Below are 18620 nucleotides of genomic sequence, written 5' to 3'. Positions count from 1 at the left end.
CGGCAAAACTCAACATCAACATGGGTGGAAGGCCAGCTCGCGATCACACCTGGCCGAGGCACGAAAGATCCGGGCTAAGGCCTCTCCGCACGGCGATGGACGGAATCACGCGAAGGAGGGCGGCCAGACGCGGCCGCCCAGCAGCGTCGTCGGCCTTGCTCAGGCAGCCGGAACTCGTTCAGGTCAGGACTCGCGACTTCTCCCGCTGGAACTCTTCCTCGGTGAGCTCACCCTGATCACGAAGATGGGCGAGCTTCGCCAACTCGTCGGCGACCGCGCGGGACTGCACCGCGGAGGGCCGGAAACCCTGATACAACACGTCGCGCCGCCTGGACGCCTCCGCCGACCTCTCACTCATGCCCTCGCCACGGAAGGCCGCATAGAGGAGAACGCCCAGCAGAGGAAGCACGATGACACACGCCAACCACCCGGCCTTGGCCCAGCCGGACAGGTCGCGACTTTGAAAAACATCGGCGATCACGACGAACAGGGTGCAAACCCAGATGGCGAACAGGAAAAACCAGAGCATTGTCAGGAAAACGCCGAGAAATGGGTAACCCATGGACGACCACACCTCCTTGGAACTCACGGTCCGTCCCAAGGGTCCCACCTCACACCGAGGTTCACACATCGGAAGACCCACCACGGACCAGCGGGCCCGGCCTCGATGCGGCCGCGGCGCGCCGCCAACTGGACCATATGCACTTGTTGGCCGGACGTCATACCCGCCTGGGGCGACGAGAACCTCCGGGAACTGGCGGATGAGGTCCGCGAGCCCAGGTCTCCCTTCCCTGACCTGACCCACCAGCGACTAACCACTCAGCGCTATAAACCGCATGAGCTTGCCCGTCGAGGCATGCCGCGGGATCTGTTCGACGACGCTTACGCTGATGTCGGGATTCACAAACCCGTACTGTCGTACCGAGGATGCCAGCGCCGAGGCCACCGCCGGGACATCGGGCGACCCAACCACGAGCACGTCCGCCCCGCCCTCGGTCTGACGTACCTGATACTCCGAGATCAGCGGGTCGGTGCCAAGCACGTGCCGGAACGCGCTCGCCGGGACCATTCGGTCCCCGTAGCGGAAGTCGTCGTCATGCCGACCGACGACGCCGGCGACGCGCTGCATTGAACTGCCACATGCGCAGCGGCCGGGCAGCAGTGTGACCTCGTCACCGAGGTCATAGCGGATGAACGGGAACGTGAGCCCAGAGAGCCCGGTCGCGAGCGTCCGCGCGGCCGGCTCGTCGGGGGCCACCGCGCGCCCGGCCGCATCGACCCGTTCCAGGATCACCTCGTCCTCACAGATGTGAAGGCCGTCGCCGTGGCCGCAGCCCACCGCCTGGACGCCGATCTCGGTCGAGCCCCAGAGGTTGTGGACGGGCGCGCCCCAGGCGGTGTTGATCGCGTCGCGGTCCTCCTCGCTCAGCGGCTCGGAATTGGTGCTCACCCGAACTGGCCGGATAGCGAGCTCACCGGCGATCGCGGCACGGGCGAGGCGGCCGATCACCGAGGCGTAGCCGACGAGATGGGTCGGCCGCGCGTCCGCCACCGCGCGCAGCACCTGGTCGAACGGCGCCGCCGCCGGGATCACGACGGTCTGCATCGACGGCCCGGTCGCGATGTCGAACAACGGCGTGCTGGCGTGTGGCGGCTCGCCGGCCTCCAACACGGCCAGTCGTGCCGGGCGGCCGTCCGAGCCGGACACGCGCTCGGCACGCGTCTGCCACCGCCAGGCGAGGCAGGCGAGTGTGACGAACTGCGCCCAGTCCCACACGTAGACGCCGCGCACACCGCTCGAGCCGCCTGAGCTGAACACCTGGAGTCTCGTGGATGTGTAGGAGAACCAGCCCTGCTGGGCCAGCACCCGCTCGGCGCCCGCGCCGTCGATATCGGGTGTGGTGACGATCCTGTCCCATTCGTCCCGGGCCTCCCGCTTGACCATGACCGGTAGCCGTGCGAGGTCGTTGACGGTCGCCGTGGCCGGGTCGATGTCGCCCATCCGGGCCGCGTGGAACGGTGAGCGCTCGCGCGCGAACGCGAGCAACGACCGAAGTCGCTCGGTGCGGTAGCGCTCGATTCGCTGCCGCGGCCACTCGAGCCGAGTCACGTGATCCTCGAGCGAGGCTCGCACGGCATTCAGGTGCGCCGCGCGCAGTTGCTCGTAGGCAGCCTTCGGGTCCGCGCGGGGCACGCGCACAGTGTCGGTCGCGACGGGTCGGTCAGCCAGCCGCGAGGCGGTGGTCGAGAGCCAGGGGTCGACGTCGTCGGGGCGACGGTGGTGAATCGCCGCGGCTGGTGGGCGGCTCGGTTGCCCGGCCGGGTTCGCCGGCGGGGCGCGGGGTAGGCGTCCATGAGGGCAGGGCCTCGACGGTGTGGCCATCGGCATCCAGCCGCGCCGCCGTGCCACCAGCGACCGAGGCGGTGTGACGAGCGGTGGTGGTGACGGAGCGGGACAGCGGGATGGGCCCCGCTGACCTCTTCGACATTCTTCGGACGGGTCTGGTCGTCGCGGGGGTCGACGACAACCGGGTGCATCGCGCCAACGCGGCGGCCTGCCAGTTGGTGGGCCGCAGCGAGGCCGAGTACGTCGGCATGCACTGGCACGACCTGGTCGACCCGACGCAGCTCGACGAGCTTCAGGCGACCGCCGAGGCGTATGTCGCGGCGGGCGGACCCCACGGCGAGCGCCGCTTCGCCCGGATCCTGCGTCCCGACGGCACCATCGTCCACCTCATGATGTCCGTGAGCATGGTGACCATTGACGGTGAACGGTGCTTCCTCACCCAGATGCAGGACATCACCGAGCTTGTGTCGACCCAGCGGCAGTTGCAGCTCGTGATCGAGAACACCCCGGTCTCGGTGTTCCTCCTCGACCAGGAGGGGCGGCTGGGCGCCCTCGACGGCGCGGTCCGGCAGACGCCCGCGGCGGCGCGGGACGCGGCCGCGTCGAGCGTCTTTCATACGTTCCGCCATCAGGAGGCCGTGCGGGGGATAGTGCGCCGCTCGCTGGGCGGCGAGCGCGTCCACGAGGTGCTCCACCTCGGTCGGCGCTGGTACGACATCCACCTGGTCCCGGTGCCCGGCCTCGTGGGACAGCCTTCGCCCGTCGCCGGGGTTCTCAGCGACGTCACCGAACGCGAGCAGGCGACTGCCGAGCTGCTCGTCCGCACGACCCGCCAGACGGCGCTCGCGGACCTGGCGCAACACGCCCTGGAGATCGTCGACGAGCGGGCCCTGTGGGACCTCGGCGTCCGGACGCTCACTGATCAGCTCGGCGCCGACCTGGTCACCTTGTGCGCACAGCCCGGCCCGGATCAGGAACCTGACGCGCCAGTCGTCGCCACGGACATCCTGGCTGCCAGGCCCGCGCTCGCGACCAGCACCCCGGCCGGAGCCCTGTCAGCGCAACCCGGCGGCCCGGGCCGCGACCGCGCCGCCCCCGGCGCCGACGTCCGGACCGACGAGGCCGGCGGCACGGCGCCGACGGTCGTGCGGTTGCCGGTCGGACACGCGGACGAGCCGAGCGCGACGATCACGGTCCGCCGCGCGGAGCGGGGTCTGACGTCTGACGACGTCGCGTTCATCCGGTCCGTGGCCGCGATTCTCGGCTCGGCGGTGTTGCGGATCCGGATGGAGGAAGCCGCGCGGTTCCGGTCGTTGCACGACCCGCTTACCGGCCTCCCCAACCGGGTCGCGGTACTCGACCGGCTGCGGCGAAGCCTGTGCCGGACTCGCCGGGACGCTCGCCGGACCGGCGTCCTGTTCATCGATCTGGATGGCTTCAAGGCGGTGAACGACGCGCTCGGGCATCAGGCGGGTGACGACCTTCTCCGGGCGGTAGCCGGCCGGTTCTGCCAGGTGGTGCGACCTGGCGATCTCGTCGGCCGGCTCGCGGGCGACGAGTTCGCGGTGCTGTGTGAGAGCGTCACCGGTCTGGACGACCTGCGCTCCATCGGCGAGCGAGCGATCCGTGCGCTCGCGCCGCCCGTGCAGTTGGTCCGGCCAGTCAGTGTGGGCGCAAGCGTCGGGCTCGCCCTCGCCGGCCCCGGCCTCACGGACGCCGAACAGCTGCTCGACGCCGCCGACGTGGCGATGTACGAGGCCAAACGGCGGGAGCCCGGGTCCTGTGTCGCCTACAACGACACGATCCGCGTGGCGGTCACCACTCGGCTGCGCGACATCACCGACCTACGACGCGCGGTCGCCGCCGTCGAGATGAGGCTGCTCTTCCGGCCGGTGGCAGACCGGCGCGGCGCGGTCGTCGCCGCCGAGGCGATCCCCTGCTGGCCCCACCCCACCGGATGCCTGCTCGGACCGGAGGACATCGAACCCATCGCCTTCGAAGCGGGACTGACCGGCGACCTCGACCGCTGGCTCGTCGACAACACCCTCGGCCTCACGGAAACATCGACGACAACGCCGCCACCCGACACCCCGGCCCACGTCGACGCCCAAGCTGGCGACAAGGCGGCCGGTCACGTCGACGGTTCGCCGCGGGAACTGTGGATTCGGGTCTCCGATCGCGGCCTGGCCGACACCGCGCTGCGGGAGACGATCATCAAGCACCTCCCACATCCCGGGCCATCAGACGGACGCGGCCCGATCCCCTGCGTCCTCGTCCCTGACAGGCTCTGGCATCGGGACCACCGCCACGTCAACACGATCATCCGCGAGTTCGCCGACGCCGGCGTCGCGGTCCGTCTCGACTTCACCGAGATGGGGCCACTCCGGGCGATGAACAGGAAGGACGTTCCGCCCGGCCTCAGCGGCATCCGCCTCAGCTGCCAGCACGTCCACGGCGTGGAGCAGGACGGCATCGCCGCGGCGATCCTCGCGGGGATTGTCCGCTTCGCGGACCTGCTCCATCTGAACGTCGCCGTGCGAGGCGTCGACACGCCGGCCCAGCTGGCCGCGGTCCGCGCTCTCGGCTGCGATCTCGCCCAGGGCGCCGCCGTCGGCGAGGCACTCCCGACGCCTCCCTGGTGATCCTGTGGGCTTCACGGCACCGTCACGTTGACCAGGCTGTACGTGCTGTTCTTCATCAGCATCCACCGCCGCCACGCCTGGCTCGCCCGCTTCGCGCGACACCCCACCGACGCCGGGTCACGCCGCGGGCGCACGATCTCACCCGCCAGCTCGGCGACCACCAGCCCCGCGACACCGGCAGGCGATCCGACCAATCCGATCCGGCGAAGAACAGCACGTACAACCGGGTCAACCCGGCGACGATGGCCGGTCCGCCCACGTCAGCTTGGCCGCGCACCCTGGCGACGCGGCACGGCCAGTTCGTGACGCAGGATGAGGATCGTCACGGTGCCGTGGCCGCGGCGTCGGCCAGGCCAGGTGGATGGTTTGGATTCGTTCGAGGGTGGGGTCGGTGGTCGGGTCTGCGCGATAGTGGGCGGTGATCACCGTGGGTGAGTGGGCGGCGAGGAGGCTGTGAGGATGGCCACGGGTGTCGAGAACGTGGCGCCGGCTCCGTCCCAGGGACGAGCGGCCACGAGGGCCGCGCGACACGGGAGGAAGTCATGACGATCCACCGGATGGATCATGCCGGCGTTGTGGTCGAGGATCTCGCGGCTGCCGTCGCGTTCTTCGTCGAGCTGGGCCTGGAACTGGAGGGCGAGACAGCGGTCGAGGGTGCATGGGTGGACCAGCTCGTCGGGCTGGAAGGCGTCCGAGCGGACATGGCCGTCGTGCGGACCCCGGACGGCCATGGCCGGGTCGAGCTGTCGACGTTCCATTCGCCGGTGGCCACCAGCACCGCGCCGAGGGCGCCGCTGAACACCCCGGGCATCCCTCGCCTGACGTTCGTCGTCGACGCCGTTGACGACGTCCTCGCCCGCCTGCGCGCCCACGGCGCCGAACTCGTGGGTGGGGTGGCGCAGTACGACGACTACTGCCGGTACTGCTACGTCCGCGGCCCCGAGGGCATCATCATCGGGCTGGTCGAGGAAATCGGCTGAAGCAACACGATTCTCCTCCGTCGCGTAGGTGATCGCCGACCAGTACCAGCCACACCGGAAAGGACCGCCGCCATGGCCGTCGCTGATGACCTCGACCGCGCCACCGACTCGAAGTGGGACTGGGTCGCTGAGCAGACCCGTACGTATCTGGCCTCGGGCGGAACCGAGGGACACGAGTCGAAACTGACCCACCACCTGTGCGCGGACACCTGGTCGACCAGACTGTGAAACTAAAGGCTGCATTTGGCGCCAATGGATCTCATTTGACTGGTGGAGGACTGTTATTCAAAGTGCGCAGTATTCGTCAATGATGGGTGGTACGGCGCCTCATCCTCTCGATCGTCAGCCGGCGGTGTGGGCAGCGGCTTCGGCGAAACGTTGAGAAAGCACCCCGAAGGCATCCCCGAGCTCACGGGGCGCCACCCGGATGATGGCCGCGTCGAAGCGGCCGATCGAGACGGCCAGCGCCACCCACGACCAGGAGCCGACGACCAGCCGGCACCGGTTGGGCGCGAGTTCTTCCACGATGCCGTCGTGGACGAAGGGGGTCACGTCGCGCATGGGGAGCTCCAGGATGACCTCTCCGGTGCAGGGCCAGGTGTTCCCGCGATCCGAGCCTTTGAGGCGCCCGGCGACGAAATCATGGACGTCTCCTCCGGGCACGGTGCGAGGCGTGAACCGGGGGCCGGTCGGGACACATGGGGTCACTCTGTCAAGGCGGAACACTCGCCAGTCGCTCGCGTCAAGATCCCAGGCGACGAGGTACCAGCGCCCGCCGCCGAAGACGATGTGACGGGGTTCCGTGCGCCGCCTGGAGGGGCTGGCACCCGGGGCTCGCCCGACGGAGACGTAGTCGAATCGCAGTACCTCCTGCGCCCTGACAGCCGCGCTCACCGTGATGAGCACTTCTGGCTCCACCGCGACCGCCGCCGTGTCAGCGGCAGGGAGCGTCGTGAACGTCATACCGTCGATCCGCTGACGTAGCCGCGGAGGCATCACCTGCCGCACGGTCGTAAGCGCGCGCAAGGCCGCCTCGCCAGCTGCCGCGCCCGAGACCGACGCGACTTGTAGGGCGATGGCGAGCGCGACGGCCTGGTCGTCATCGAACAACAGCGGAGGCAGCTCGGAACCCGCGTCGAGTCGATACCCGCCGTCCGGGCCCTTGATCGCGTTGATCCGATAGCCCAGCTCTCGCAAGTGATCCACATCGCGGCGCAGCGTGCGGTCGCTGATCTCCAGGCGCTCCGCGAGTACACGGCCTGGCCAGTCACGCCGTGTCTGCAACAGCGACAGCAGTCTCAGCATCCGTGACGGCGATCCGGCCATGTCATCCAGTCTTCCTGAGAAGAGGACACGGCCTGACCGGTACTGCCGTGAGTCTTGTCCTGCCGCCGGAACGATGAGCCGGCTCGTCATGACGACAAGGGCAAGGAGTCCCACGATGACCATCGGCGTCACGCCCCACCTGAACTTCCGCGGCAACGCCCGCGAGGCGCTGGAGTTCTACCAGTCCGTCTTCGGAGGCGAGCTCGTCGCCGTGAGCTATGCCGACATGGGTAACGCCGACCCCGCGACCGCCGACAACGTCGTGTGGGGCCAGGTCGCAGCCGACAACGGCTTCCGCGTCATGGCCTACGACGTCTACCCGCACCTTCCCTGGGACCAGGGGCAGGACCCGTTCTTCGTCTCCGTCCGCGGCACCGATCCCGCCGAGCTCCAGGGCTACTGGGACAAGCTCGTCGAAGGCGCCGACGTCAGGCAGCCGATCGGCCCTTCCCAGTGGGCGCCGCTCTACGGGCAGCTCACCGACCGGTTCGGCGTCACCTGGGTCCTGGACATCGCGGTCGAGTACGCCTCCACCTGAGGCGCTCCGTCGACGTGGCCGCCTCGACCAGAAGTGCTCGCGGCGGCCACCTCGATGCCTCACCCGACCAAAGCGACAGGCGAATAAATCCCTAGTTTTCTGGTCTTGTCGCCCCGAGATGGTCGTCTTCTGTCCACTGGTACGGAGCCACCCAGACCACTTCGCCGCGCCCCGGGGCGCTGATCAGTTGTCCGTTTCCGATGTAGATCGCGACGTGGTGGATGTTGGCGGCGGTGCCTGAGGGTGCAAGTAGACGATTCCGCTGGTCGCGGGCCCGGTCTGACATCGACCGGCACCTCCCGCGGGCAGGGTCGGGCCAGTCGCGCCGCACCATCCTCCACGATCACCACCCGCTGGCCGCGGCCCCGACGCTCGGCGATGTGGCAACAGGGTCCTACACGGTGGCGGGCCGTGGCATCAGCCCAGCTCGCACCAGCTCACAGGCGCAGACAGACTTTCCGCACCTCACAGGTTGAACGCAGTTGCTCTGGTTTCGGCGCCGAGGCCAGGGTACGACCCGGTTCGTCGCGGTGCACAGCTGACCTGAAGAGAGGCGTTGATTATGCCAAAGAATCACCGTCAAACCGGTGCCAAGGCCGCCTCGGCCGCCGGCAAGACGCTGACCAGCAAGAGCACGCCCAAGAAGACGGGGAAGGTCGCCGCGGCGAGCGCGCTGTCGCAGGCGCCCGAAAGCACGGGGCAGACCGGCGCCAAGGCCGCCTCCGCTGCCGCCAAGACACTGGCCAGCAAGAGCGCGACCAAGGCGGAGAAGTCCGCCGCCGCCAGCACGCTGGCCCAGACGCCGTCCCGCTCCAAGAAGTAGTAGTGATGCACGGCTGCCCGGGCCCACGCCCGGGCAGCCCGTCCGCGCCGCCGCCAGCGGGCCGCCGCAATCCCGAGAATCCGTAAGGCTCTCGCCGCACCCGACGTGGGGATACAAACGGATCCAGGGCGAGCTGCTCAAGCTCGGCTACCGCGTCGGTGCGTCCACGATCCGCGGGGTTCTGAAGTCCCTCGGGCTGCCCCCGGCACCACGGCGGCATACCGACTCGAGCTGGCGGCAGTTCGTGCGCACCCAGGCCTCGACCATGCTGGCCGTTGACCTCTTCCACGTCGACTGCGCCATCACGCCGCGACGCCCGTACTGCTTGTTCGTCCTGGAAGTCGGCAGCCGCTACGTCCACCTCGTCGGGGTCACCGCGCCTCCGGACGGGCCGTGGACCACCCAGCAGATCCGCGACCTGCTCATGGACCTCGCAGACCAGGCGGCGGGAGTTCCGGTTCCTGGTGCGCGACCACGGGCGCAGCGCACGCAGCCAGTCCCGTACCTCCCGCCTCGTCTTGATCGTCCATCGAGGGGACAGGTCCGCGGACACGACCCGACTCGTCGCCACAAGGCCCCGAGGGCATGATCATCGGGTTCCGGCAGCCCGCCTGCCGAACGGTAGAACCGCAGGCCACACCCCAAATCGAGTTCTGGCACGCTTCGGGACTAGCCATCCTGAAGCTGGTTAAGGTAACCTAACTTTCGTAGCGTGGGGCGTAACCACGTGCTCGCCGAGAGCAACAAACCGGCCTGACCTGCACCGGCTAGACGTCAAGGAGAGTGCGTGCATGCGATCGTTCGGCGCGGTGGAAGCGGCGATGCGGGCGCGCCTCGCCCAGGAGAGAATGATCAACTTCGATGGCGGCGTGCCGCGGCGGGCGATCGCCGAACGGGCGCCACACTCGTCGCGACGTGCCGCCTGGACGTACCAGCAGCTGACGCCCGAGAGGGTCATCTACGATCTCTGCCTCGCCATCACGTTTGAGGGGCCGGTCGATGACACGGCGCTTCCGGAGGTGTTCGAGCTCGTCGGGCGCCGGCACAAGGTGCTCCGCGCCGCCTGCCACGCCGATCACCTAGTCGAGCGATACCAACGCGCCCATTCCGAACTGCCGACCCGCCGCCACCGGATCGGCCTTTGCGAACAACCCGAGGCCGAGAACCGCCGGCGGAACTGACCAGGGACGTGGTGCCCGACTCTTCGTCCTGACCGTCGAGCCGATGATACGGATCACACCGGTCCGGCTCGGCGACGAACATCTGGCCGCCATCGTACTGATGCGGCACATCACCCGGGACGGGATGACGCTGGCGGCTCGTTCGCGCGATATCGAAGCTTCTTCTCACAGGAATTCGGCGGTCGAGCCAACGCGGAACCGCTCGACCGGCATTCGGCTGACCCCGTGGAGCGGGAAAGCCGGCACACGGGCAGCGGTTACCAGACACCATGAACGGCGAGTTCGCGACGAGCTACAAGGAGGCCGGAATGTCCGACCCGATAGGTCCGGAGATAGAGCAGATCCTGCGGATCGACCTGCAGGTGGACACCTCGCGCATCACCCGGGGGTCGCACCTTGTCGACGAGGTCGGCCTCGACTCAGTCGCCTTCGCCGTGGGAATGGTGGCGATAGAGGAGAGGTTCGGCGTGATGTTGACCGAGCAGGAGATGGCGAGATGCGAGACGGTCGCCGACTTGGAGGACGTCATCCTCGCGAAGCGAGGCTGAGCGTGACGCAGACGAACGTGGCGCGGACGAACGGGAAGTTCGACGAGAGCGCCAGTCCGAGTGTTCTGGCCACCGCCATCAGCCGAGCGATGCGCGCCGGAGACGGGACATTGTCGGTGCTCGACGCGGCGTCCGGCGAATGGGACACCCGCCCGTGGCGAGAGGTCCAGGCCCGCGCCGAACAGATCGCCGCGCAGATTCTCGCCGAGAGCGAAGGCCGCGAACCGCGCGCTGTCGGCCTGATCGGCCACCCGACCGTGGATCTGGTCGCGGCCATTCAGGGTGCCTGGTTGGCCGGTGTCGCGGTGTCCGTTCTCCCTGGCCCGGTCCGGGGTGCCGACGAGCAGCGTTGGGCCCAGAGCACCTACGCCCGGTTCGTCGCTATCGGTGTGGGCACCGTGCTCGGTTCCGACAAGCAGCTCGCGATGCTGGCGAACGTCGACGGGCCGCTGCGGACCGCGCCGGTCGAGCTGTACGGGCGAGACGCCGACCTCACCGGTTTCGTCGGACGCCAGGTCGGTCCCGACGCGCCAGCCGTGCTGCAGGGCACCGCCGGCTCGACCGGCGAACCCAAGACGGCGGTCCTGTCGGTCGCGGCCGTCCACAGCAACATCAGGGAGCTGGTCGCGCGCCTCGACGTGCGTCCCACCCGCGACGTCCAGCTGAGCTGGCTGCCGCTGTACCACGACATGGGTCTGATCGTCGTGCTCGTCGGCATGGCTACCGGCGCTCCCCTGTGGATCGCGCCCAGCTCCGCCTTCGTGGCGGCACCTTTCAAGTGGCTGCAGTGGCTCACCGAGTCCCGGGCCACCATCACCGCGGCGCCGAACTTCGCTTACGACATCGTGGGCAGGTACGGGCGCCGGGTCGAGGGCGCCGACCTGTCGCGCCTGCGGTTCGCGGTCAGCGGTGCCGAACCGATCGACGCCGACGCGTTTGACGCCTTCCTCGACGTGGCGGCCAAGTTCGGCATGGACCGTGGCGCGGCCGCGCCGGCCTACGGGATGGCCGAATCGACCTGCGCGGTCACCATGCCCGACGCCGGTGAGGGTGCACAGTACGACGAGGTGACCGTCACCTCGCCCGAGAACGGGGGTAATCCCGTCCGCCGTCGATACGCGATCCTCGGCAGACCGCTCGGCGGGATGCAGATCCGTATCGTCGAGGCGAACGGTGTCGACGTTCCCCGGATCGACAATCGGGACGTGGGGCACGTGGAGATCCGCGGCACGTCGATGATGACGGGCTATCTGGGGCACGCGCCGCTCGCCGACGGTGAATGGTTTCCCACCGGCGACCTCGGCTACCTCGTCGACGGCCGCCCGGTGATCTGTGGCCGGGCCAAGGAAATCATCATCGTCTCTGGTCGCAACCTGTTTCCGATGGAAATTGAGAAGCGCGCGGCGAGTGTCGCCGGCGTCCGCGGCGGCCGAGTGGCGGCAGTGGCCCGGGACGGAGCCTCGGGCCGCCCCGGGTTGGTGATCGTGGCCGAGTTTCGTGGCGGCGACCCCGAGTCCGCCCGCCGCAAGGTGATCGCCGCGGTGGCCTCCGAGTGCGGTGTCGTCCCGGCCGACGTGGTGTTCGTGCGACCCGGTGCGCTGCCACTGACCACCTCCGGCAAGCTGCGCCGCCTGGAGACCAGAAAACTCCTCGAGTCGGGACACTGGAATGAGCGTTGACGCGTCGGTCGAAAGCTACCGGAATCTGCTGAAGTCCGTGTTCGACGATGAGGTACGAGCATGGGTCGCCGAGGCGGAGGCCACCCGGCGGTTCCCACGTCCGTTGCTGCGACGGCTGGGTGCGGCGGGGGTCTTCGCCGAGAAGTGGGGTGATGGCACCACCCCCGATCTGGCCAGGCTCAACGAGTTGTCCTTCGCGCTCGGCCGGCTGGGATCGGCAGGGGTCAGCGTCGGCGTCAGCCTGCATGACTCGGCGATCTCGATCATTCGCCGCTTCGGCCGGTCCGCCCTGCTGAGGTCGGTGGCAGAACAGGCGATCCGCGGTGAAGCGGTGCTCTGTCTGGCCGCGTCCGAGTCGTCTGGTGGATCCGATCTGCAGATCGTCCAGACAGCGGTGTGCGCCGAGGGTGACGAGTTGCGGGTGAAGGGCCGCAAGAAGTTCGTTTCGCTTTCACCACTAGCCGACTACATCCTGGTCGTCGCCCGCAGCGTGAACCATGACCCATCGAGCCGGCACGGCAGCGTCGCCCTCGTGCTGGTGCCCACCAGCCAGGTCACCATCATGCCGCCGTACGCCACGGTGAGCGCCGGGCCGCTCGAGACCTCGGCCGTGGAGATCGACACCCGCGTACCGGCCGACCATCTGATCGCTCGCGCCGGGACGGGCCTGGCCGCGGTGAGCTGGGGGCTGGCCCACGAGCGTCTCTCCGTCGCTGGGCAGGTCGCCGCGACCTGCGATCAGGTGCTGGGCATCACACTCGCCAGGATGCAGGAGCGCACCCAGTTCGGCAGGACGCTGTTCGACCACCAGGCGTTGCGGCTGCGGGTGGCCGACCTGCAGGCGCGGGTGGACATGCTCCGGCACGCGCTGACCGGGATCGCCGCCGGCGGGCATTTGGATCTCCGCACCGCGGCGGCGATGAAGGTGTCGGCGGCCCGCCTCGGCGAGGAGGTCGTCGGTGAGTGCATGCACATTTTCGGTGGCTCGGCGTTCCTCACCGACGAGACGCCGTTGGCGCGCTGGTGGCGTGACATGAAGCTCGCCCGCGTCGGCGGAGGCACCGACGAAGTCCTCTGGGAGCTCGTTGCGGCGGCGATGAGGCCCGACGTCGAGGGTTATCGGGCGTTCTCCGCCGCTATCAGTTGACGGCGACGGGTGACACCGCGGTCGAGACTCGCAGGCCGCTGGCTGACCTTGTACGTGCCGAAAGTACGTCCAGGCAGCGTCGCAGCGGGCTGTACGGTTTGCGCATGTCCGACGCCGTCACCCGCCGAACGATCAGCCCTGACCGCATAGCCCCTCCGGCGGCCCGCTATGCCCACGCGGTCCTGGTCGAGAACGCCAGCCGGTGGCTGCACACCTCCGGAGTCGTGCCGGTGGCACTGGACGGTTCGGTACCGGACGGGGTGCCGGCCCAGGCGAGCCAGGTATGGAGCAACATCGCCGCGATACTGACCGAGGCCGACATGACGGTCGAGGACATCGTCAGCATCACCACCTACCTGGTCGCGACCGCGGTGACGCCCGGGCTGGCGCAGGCCATGGCGGCACGCGACGAATTCCTCGGCGGCCGCCGGGTGGCCAGCACGCTGGTGACCGTCCCGGCTCTGGCCCAACCGTCCTGGCTGCTCGAGATCGCGGTCGTCGCCGCGTCGTGAGCGGTCACGCGCGGCGACACCAGGATGCCTGCCGTGTCCACACCGACTCCCTCGGATCCGACGCCGATCGCGATCTTGCGCCCATCGTCGGAGTGTAAGTTCATCCGGCCGGGGCCCTGATCACCCGGCGGGGCGGGTGACGCTGCCCGACCCGTCGGGACCGGTGCGTCGCCGCGGCCCGGGTCCGAGCTGGTCACAGTTCCTGCGCCCAAGCCCGGGGCGTGCTGGCGTGCTGGCGTGTGACTTTCTCACGATCGACGCCGTTACGCTGTCCAGGCCGTGTGTGCTGTTCTTCGTCGAATACGAGTGAGCGGCCTGACCAGGCCCGTGACCAGCGGAATCGTGTACTTGAACCGTCCACGGCCTAGTATCGCTGGAAGCGACTTTGTTGGCTCGGTAGGAGCTCCGCGTTGACATTCTTCATTCCGGGAGGTTGGCGTGCTGCAGCGTGCTGAGAAGTTCGACGTCACGTTCGTTGCCACCTCTGACGCCCTGCTCGGCTCCATGTCGCCGCAGCCCCGCGAGTTCCTGCTGCGCCGGGCGCTCGACGAGTTCGTCGCCGACGTCGCGGCGCTGGACGCGGCGTCCGCCGGGATGGTGTCCGGCGCGGCCCGGCCGCTGATCGGCGAGGCGGTCGACGTGGCGGCACCCTCCCTCGACGACGACGAACTGATCGTCTCCGGGCAGGAGGTCATGCAGGCCTGGGAGCGGCCGCTGATGCGGGCGCTGGCGGACGCGGTCGCGCGGCCCGGCGGTTCGGTGCTGGAGCTGGGCTTCGGTATGGCCATCTCGGCCGGCTACGTCCAGGAGGCCGGCCCGGCCCAGCACACGATCGTCGAGGCCAACCCGGCGGTCGCCGCCGCCGGGCGGGCCTGGGCGGAGGGCCGGCCCGGCGTGGAGATCGTCGAGGGCCGCTGGCAGGAGGTGCTCGGCGGGCTCGGCCGCTACGACGGGATCCTGTTCGACACCTACCCGCTGACCGAGACCGAGGTCGACGAGTACGTGATGCGCGACGCCACGTTCGCCGAGCACTTCTTCCCGCACGCCGCCGCGCACCTCACCGACGACGGCGTGTTCACGTACTACTCGAACGAGATCGACTCCGTCTCCCGGCGCCACCAGCGGGCGCTGCTGCGGCACTTTCGCTCGTTCACCGTCAGCGTCGTCGACGGCCTCACCCCGCCGCCGGACTGCACCTACTGGTGGGCGCCGTCCATGGCCGTGATCGTCGCCACCGCCCCACGCCGCCACCCCTAGCGGTAGTTCGTTGGATCAAGGTTGTGGTAGGCAGGTCTGCCCTGTCGGTTGTCTCCACGGCGAGGAGGTCTGACGATGACCAGACGTCCGCCCTGCCCGCCGGCACCTGTGGGGGGCGAGAAGGGCGCTGACGCCCCTGCGTTGTCAAGTGGCCGCGGCGGCCGGTGGGCTGGTGCGCGGGATGGCGTTGTAGATCTCGCGGGCGACGTGGCGTTTGAGACAGCGGACGATCTCGCGTGGAGTATTGCCTTCGCGAGGCGTCGTTGCTGGTAGCCACGGATGCGGGGACCGCGGCGCAGCCGGGTGATGAGGCGTTGTTGCGTTGAGTCGGGGCGAGGCATGGCGCTGGCGGGTTGGCGGCCTGGTCAGATGGCCAGGGCCAGCTCGGTGAAGGCTGCGGTGAGGTGGCGCTGGGGTTCGGTGTCGGTTCCGAATTCTTAGTGGCCGCGGCGGATGTTTCTGGACCAATGCGTGGCCGGTGCTGACTGTCTGGGCGGAGCGCAGCCGTTGGAGGCCGCGCATCGGCCGTAGCCGGGCTTTCAGCCTGCCGTGGTCGGCCTCGATTCGATTGTTCTCCCACCGTGCGTCAACATGGCACGCCTCGGGCACCAGTTCATCAAGGATCCGCGGGTAGACCGGTGCCTTGTCCGTGGTGACCTCGACCGGCCGGCGGCCGTGGGCCAACGCCCCGGTGGAAGTACCGACGGGCCGCGAGCTGGTCACGTCGTTCGCTGGCGAGTACGTTGATGATCTGTCCGTGCTGGTCAACGGCGCGATACAGGTACCGCCACCTGCCCGCGATCCTGATGTAGGTCTCGTCGACGAACCACCTACTGCCCGGGCGGTGACAGCTTGGCCGGGCCGCGTCGACCAGCAGCGGCGTAAAGCGCTGCACCCACTGGTACACAGTGACGTGATCAACCTCGATGTCGCGCTCAGCGAGCCGCTCCTCGACGTCCCGGTACGACAGCGCGAACCGCAGGTACCAGCGCACTGCCAGGACGATCACCTCAGGCGGAACCGGAACCCGCGAACTCCGAGGGCGGAACCGGTCGACGAGGACGGCAGCGAGCCACCATCCGATCATGCCTGGCCGCTGGGTCGGACCGCGGCAGCCGCTGGCGCAACAGAGCCCGCGCGACCAAGACCGCACGTTGGCGGGTTACAGGGCCTATGCCCAGGGCACAGACCCAGAGCGTTGGCCTCGGCCTTGGCTCAGGGCCATGGCCAGCGACATGGACGAGCCCGCTCGCCCGTCCGAGCTGGTCACCTTCGGGCAGGTGATGAAGATGCTCGGAGTGGGACGCTCCCGGGCTCAGGCGATCACTGTGGAGCGCCGGTTCCCGGTCCCGTGATTCACTTCCGAGGACGGCACCACCCGGATCCGGAAGCGCGCCGAGGTCGAGGACTGGCTCGACAAGAACAGGTCGACCTGGCGGGACGCCTGATGACCGACCCGGCGCCGAACCCGAACGACACGGAAGGCTGAACCTGGTGGCAACCGCGGTTGTCGTGCTCGTCATCGACGGCACCATCGAGCACCGCATCGACATCACCAGCCTGGTCGACGCAGCCGCGTCGTGGGAGGCGCAGATAGCCGCGCTGACGCGGGAGGTCCAGGGATGGATCACCCGGAGCGACGTGACGGCGCTCCCGCTGGAAGGCGGCGGCCAGGTGCTGGTGTCCTGGCGGGCGATCAAGACGGTCGAGATCCGGCAGTAGCCGCTCAGACGATGCGCAGCCCGGATGGCCCATGTGCTCGACGTAGGTCGACAGGACCTGTTTGGCGTGGCGCTGGTTCCAGATCAAGGTCCGGTCCAGGCACCCCGCCGGACGGTGCGGATCCAGCGTTCGGCGTAGGCGTTGGCGCGTGGAGCCCGCACCGGGGTCTTGAGGATCCGGATGCTCTCGTCGGCGAACACGTCGTCGCAGCCGGCGACGAACTTGGTGTCCCGGTCGCGGATCAGGAACCGGTACGGGCCGCCGTGACTGTCGCCGAGTTGGTAGGTGAGCTTGCGGGCCTGCTGGGTGACCCAGGCCAAGCCCCACCGACCGCGCCAGTAACACCGCGGCAGACGGGCTTGGCCAGCGATGGTCCGGCGCCCTCTCACGGGGGCGGGACGCCCTGGGCGGCGAGTGTGACGGTGATCGGCTCGTCCGGGCAGGTGGCGGCGATGCGGCTGAGCGCCGTCTTCTCGGCGGTGTCGACGGTCAGCTGCCAGCGGAGTTTCACCGCGACCCATTCGCCGATGTAGAGGCAGGTGGCGCTGGCCAGCGGGGGCATCCATTCGGCCGGGTCCTGATCGGCTTTGGTCTGGTTCTCGTTGTCGGTGACCGCGACGAGGGCGCGAGGGTCGTCGAGGTCGTTGGCGTAGGCGCGGCGCTGCTCGTCAGACCAGGCGGAGGCGCCGGAGTCCCAGGCTTCGGCCAGGGGCACCATGTGGTCGATGTCGAGGTCGTTCGGGTCGGTCCAGACCTTGTCGTCGTAGTAGGACCGCCACTGCCCACCGCTCAGCGCGCATCGAGGTCCGACGGTGGGCGGGGTGATCGCCTCGCCGATGAGTACTTCCCGGCGGGTGTCACAGCCGTCGCGGTCGGCGTCGATCCAGTGCTGGAACCTCTCCCGGGCATAGCCGGTCCGGTCCTCCGCCGCGACCGGCAGCCCGTCCACGGCGGCGCGCAACGATCCCGCCGCCGGGCCTGGCGGTGTGGCAGGTCCGGACGGGTCGCCACCCGCGGGCGGTGTCGATGCCGGTGGTGGCGCGGTCGGTGAGTCGAGCGGGTTGGGGAGCCTGACGCCGCCGAACTCGCCGCCGCCCCGTACCACCACGACGACCACAACGATCACGACGACCAGGAGTACGAGGAATCCGACCCGGCCCCACCACGACCGCCCACGGCGGTTGCGCCCCCCACGACCAGCCATAACCCCGCATGCTCCCAAACCAGCCGGTCTCGGCGCACGGCAGATACCGGCCACCACCCACCGGACCGGTGAAAGACACACCTTCGTGGCGGACGGGAACCAGCCAACCGCCCGCCGATCCTGTCCGAGGCCCGGTAGCCAGCAGCGATCTTGGAGAGCCGCGCCCTGGTCCGTGCTGGATACACATCAACGTCGGCGGGACGACAATGATCGGTATGAGCTCCGCGCCGTCACCGCTGTGTGACCTGCCGACCTCGATGCCGGGCCTGGCCTTGCGGGCGCTGACCAGTGCCGACGCGGAGGTCTACTACGCCTTGATCGACCGCAACAGGGACCACCTCGCCGAGTTCGGTGACTATCAGGATGAGAAACGCGCCACGTTGGAGTGGGTCGAGAACCATCTCGCGGAAGGGTCAGGCTCCATCCACTACCGGTACGGTATATTTCTCGACTGTAAGATCATTGGGAGAGTGGATCTTAATCCTGTTGCTCCGCCTCACTATGTCCTAGGCTATTGGCTGAGCCGCGAGTGCTTCGGCCATGGCTACGTCACGGCCGCATGCAGAACACTCATCAATCATGGGCGGACTGCTCTTGCCGCCACTATGATCTTCGCTGGCGTCACGCACGGCAACCACAAGAGCAGTCATGGCGGCGTGCCGCCACCCTTTCGGAATGAGAATTTGCTACCGGTTCCGGTGGCAGCGACAGCCG

Annotated in this window: 19 protein-coding genes and 2 pseudogenes; 14 read left to right on the top strand and 7 right to left on the bottom strand. The window is 68.9% G+C overall.

Annotation, left to right across the window (positions count from 1 at the left end; translation table 11 throughout):
• Positions 1-178: 178 nt before the first annotated feature.
• Positions 179-589: an SHOCT domain-containing protein gene (locus I6A81_RS01110; RefSeq protein ID WP_307874388.1), complete on the bottom strand. Its 411-nt coding sequence runs from the start codon at positions 587-589 to the stop codon at positions 179-181.
• A 222-nt stretch (positions 590-811) separates the two neighbouring features.
• A complete protein-coding gene (locus tag I6A81_RS01105) occupies positions 812-2200 on the bottom strand; it encodes a phenylacetate--CoA ligase family protein (RefSeq protein WP_203006077.1) in 1389 nt (462 codons plus the stop codon).
• A 242-nt stretch (positions 2201-2442) separates the two neighbouring features.
• On the opposite strand from I6A81_RS01105, the gene I6A81_RS01100 reads away from it, so the two are divergent.
• Positions 2443-4989, top strand: a complete 2547-nt coding sequence (locus I6A81_RS01100) for a sensor domain-containing protein (RefSeq protein WP_307874386.1) — start codon at positions 2443-2445, stop codon at positions 4987-4989.
• A gap of 11 nt (positions 4990-5000) precedes the next feature.
• Here I6A81_RS01100 and I6A81_RS01095 read toward each other — a convergent pair whose 3' ends face one another.
• Positions 5001-5183: a hypothetical protein gene (locus I6A81_RS01095; RefSeq protein ID WP_203006078.1), complete on the bottom strand. Its 183-nt coding sequence runs from the start codon at positions 5181-5183 to the stop codon at positions 5001-5003.
• A gap of 348 nt (positions 5184-5531) precedes the next feature.
• Between I6A81_RS01095 and I6A81_RS01090 the strand changes: the two genes are divergently transcribed.
• Both I6A81_RS01090 and I6A81_RS01085 read left to right on the top strand, forming a co-directional pair.
• The gene (locus tag I6A81_RS01090; protein ID WP_203006079.1) at positions 5532-5969 is read left to right on the top strand and encodes a VOC family protein; all 438 of its coding nucleotides are present in this window, start codon (positions 5532-5534) and stop codon (positions 5967-5969) included.
• Positions 5970-6041: 72 nt separating this feature from the next.
• Positions 6042-6149 (top strand): annotated as a pseudogene (locus I6A81_RS01085) (nitroreductase family deazaflavin-dependent oxidoreductase); the annotation flags it as partial.
• A 162-nt stretch (positions 6150-6311) separates the two neighbouring features.
• Here I6A81_RS01085 and I6A81_RS01080 read toward each other — a convergent pair.
• A complete protein-coding gene (locus I6A81_RS01080; protein ID WP_238430437.1) occupies positions 6312-7295 on the bottom strand; it encodes a helix-turn-helix transcriptional regulator in 984 nt (327 codons plus the stop codon).
• Between the two features lie 115 nt (positions 7296-7410).
• Between I6A81_RS01080 and I6A81_RS01075 the strand changes: the two genes are divergently transcribed.
• From I6A81_RS01075 to I6A81_RS01040, 8 genes are all read left to right on the top strand, one after another.
• Positions 7411-7833, top strand: a complete 423-nt coding sequence (locus I6A81_RS01075; RefSeq protein ID WP_203006081.1) for a VOC family protein — start codon at positions 7411-7413, stop codon at positions 7831-7833.
• Between the two features lie 562 nt (positions 7834-8395).
• Entirely contained in the window at positions 8396-8656 is a 261-nt protein-coding gene (locus I6A81_RS01070; protein WP_203006082.1) for a hypothetical protein, read from the top strand.
• An 821-nt stretch (positions 8657-9477) separates the two neighbouring features.
• The gene (locus I6A81_RS01065) at positions 9478-9837 is read left to right on the top strand and encodes a hypothetical protein (RefSeq protein WP_203006083.1); all 360 of its coding nucleotides are present in this window, start codon (positions 9478-9480) and stop codon (positions 9835-9837) included.
• Positions 9838-10106: 269 nt separating this feature from the next.
• Positions 10107-10385, top strand: a complete 279-nt coding sequence (locus tag I6A81_RS01060; RefSeq protein ID WP_203006084.1) for an acyl carrier protein — start codon at positions 10107-10109, stop codon at positions 10383-10385.
• A 65-nt stretch (positions 10386-10450) separates the two neighbouring features.
• Entirely contained in the window at positions 10451-12064 is a 1614-nt protein-coding gene (gene mbtM / locus I6A81_RS01055; RefSeq protein WP_407661226.1) for a long-chain-fatty acid--ACP ligase MbtM, read from the top strand.
• A complete protein-coding gene (locus I6A81_RS01050) occupies positions 12054-13211 on the top strand; it encodes an acyl-CoA dehydrogenase family protein (protein WP_203006086.1) in 1158 nt (385 codons plus the stop codon). The genes mbtM and I6A81_RS01050 overlap by 11 nt, the downstream gene beginning before the upstream one ends.
• A 104-nt stretch (positions 13212-13315) precedes the next feature.
• Complete coding sequence (locus tag I6A81_RS01045) at positions 13316-13723, top strand: RidA family protein (RefSeq protein ID WP_203006087.1); 408 nt, start codon at positions 13316-13318, stop codon at positions 13721-13723.
• Between the two features lie 438 nt (positions 13724-14161).
• Positions 14162-14980 carry a methyltransferase domain-containing protein gene (locus I6A81_RS01040; RefSeq protein ID WP_203006088.1) on the top strand — a complete coding sequence of 273 codons (819 nt, stop codon included), beginning with the start codon at positions 14162-14164 and terminating at the stop codon, positions 14978-14980.
• Between the two features lie 365 nt (positions 14981-15345).
• Here I6A81_RS01040 and I6A81_RS01035 read toward each other — a convergent pair.
• A pseudogene (locus tag I6A81_RS01035) lies at positions 15346-16059 on the bottom strand (IS6 family transposase).
• A 144-nt stretch (positions 16060-16203) separates the two neighbouring features.
• Between I6A81_RS01035 and I6A81_RS44635 the strand changes: the two are divergent.
• Positions 16204-16335 (top strand): hypothetical protein, encoded by a 132-nt coding sequence (locus I6A81_RS44635; protein ID WP_285222990.1) that lies wholly within the window; start codon positions 16204-16206, stop codon positions 16333-16335.
• Between the two features lie 139 nt (positions 16336-16474).
• Positions 16475-16702, top strand: coding sequence for a hypothetical protein (locus tag I6A81_RS01025; protein ID WP_203006089.1), 228 nt, complete (start codon positions 16475-16477; stop codon positions 16700-16702).
• A gap of 83 nt (positions 16703-16785) precedes the next feature.
• On the opposite strand, the gene I6A81_RS01020 is transcribed toward I6A81_RS01025, so the two are convergent.
• Positions 16786-17022, bottom strand: coding sequence for a hypothetical protein (locus I6A81_RS01020; protein ID WP_203006090.1), 237 nt, complete (start codon positions 17020-17022; stop codon positions 16786-16788).
• 65 nt (positions 17023-17087) lie between these two features.
• Positions 17088-17906, bottom strand: coding sequence for an HNH endonuclease family protein (locus tag I6A81_RS01015; protein WP_203006091.1), 819 nt, complete (start codon positions 17904-17906; stop codon positions 17088-17090).
• Between the two features lie 215 nt (positions 17907-18121).
• On the opposite strand from I6A81_RS01015, the gene I6A81_RS01010 reads away from it, so the two are divergent.
• Positions 18122-18620: GNAT family N-acetyltransferase (locus I6A81_RS01010; protein ID WP_203006092.1), on the top strand; the 499-nt coding region annotated here is incomplete at its 3' end.

Source organism: Frankia nepalensis (assembly GCF_016786325.1).
GTDB lineage: Bacteria > Actinomycetota > Actinomycetes > Frankiales > Frankiaceae > Pseudofrankia > Pseudofrankia nepalensis.
Note: the sequence above shows the minus strand (reverse complement) of the source record. Positions and strands in the feature narration are given on the sequence as shown.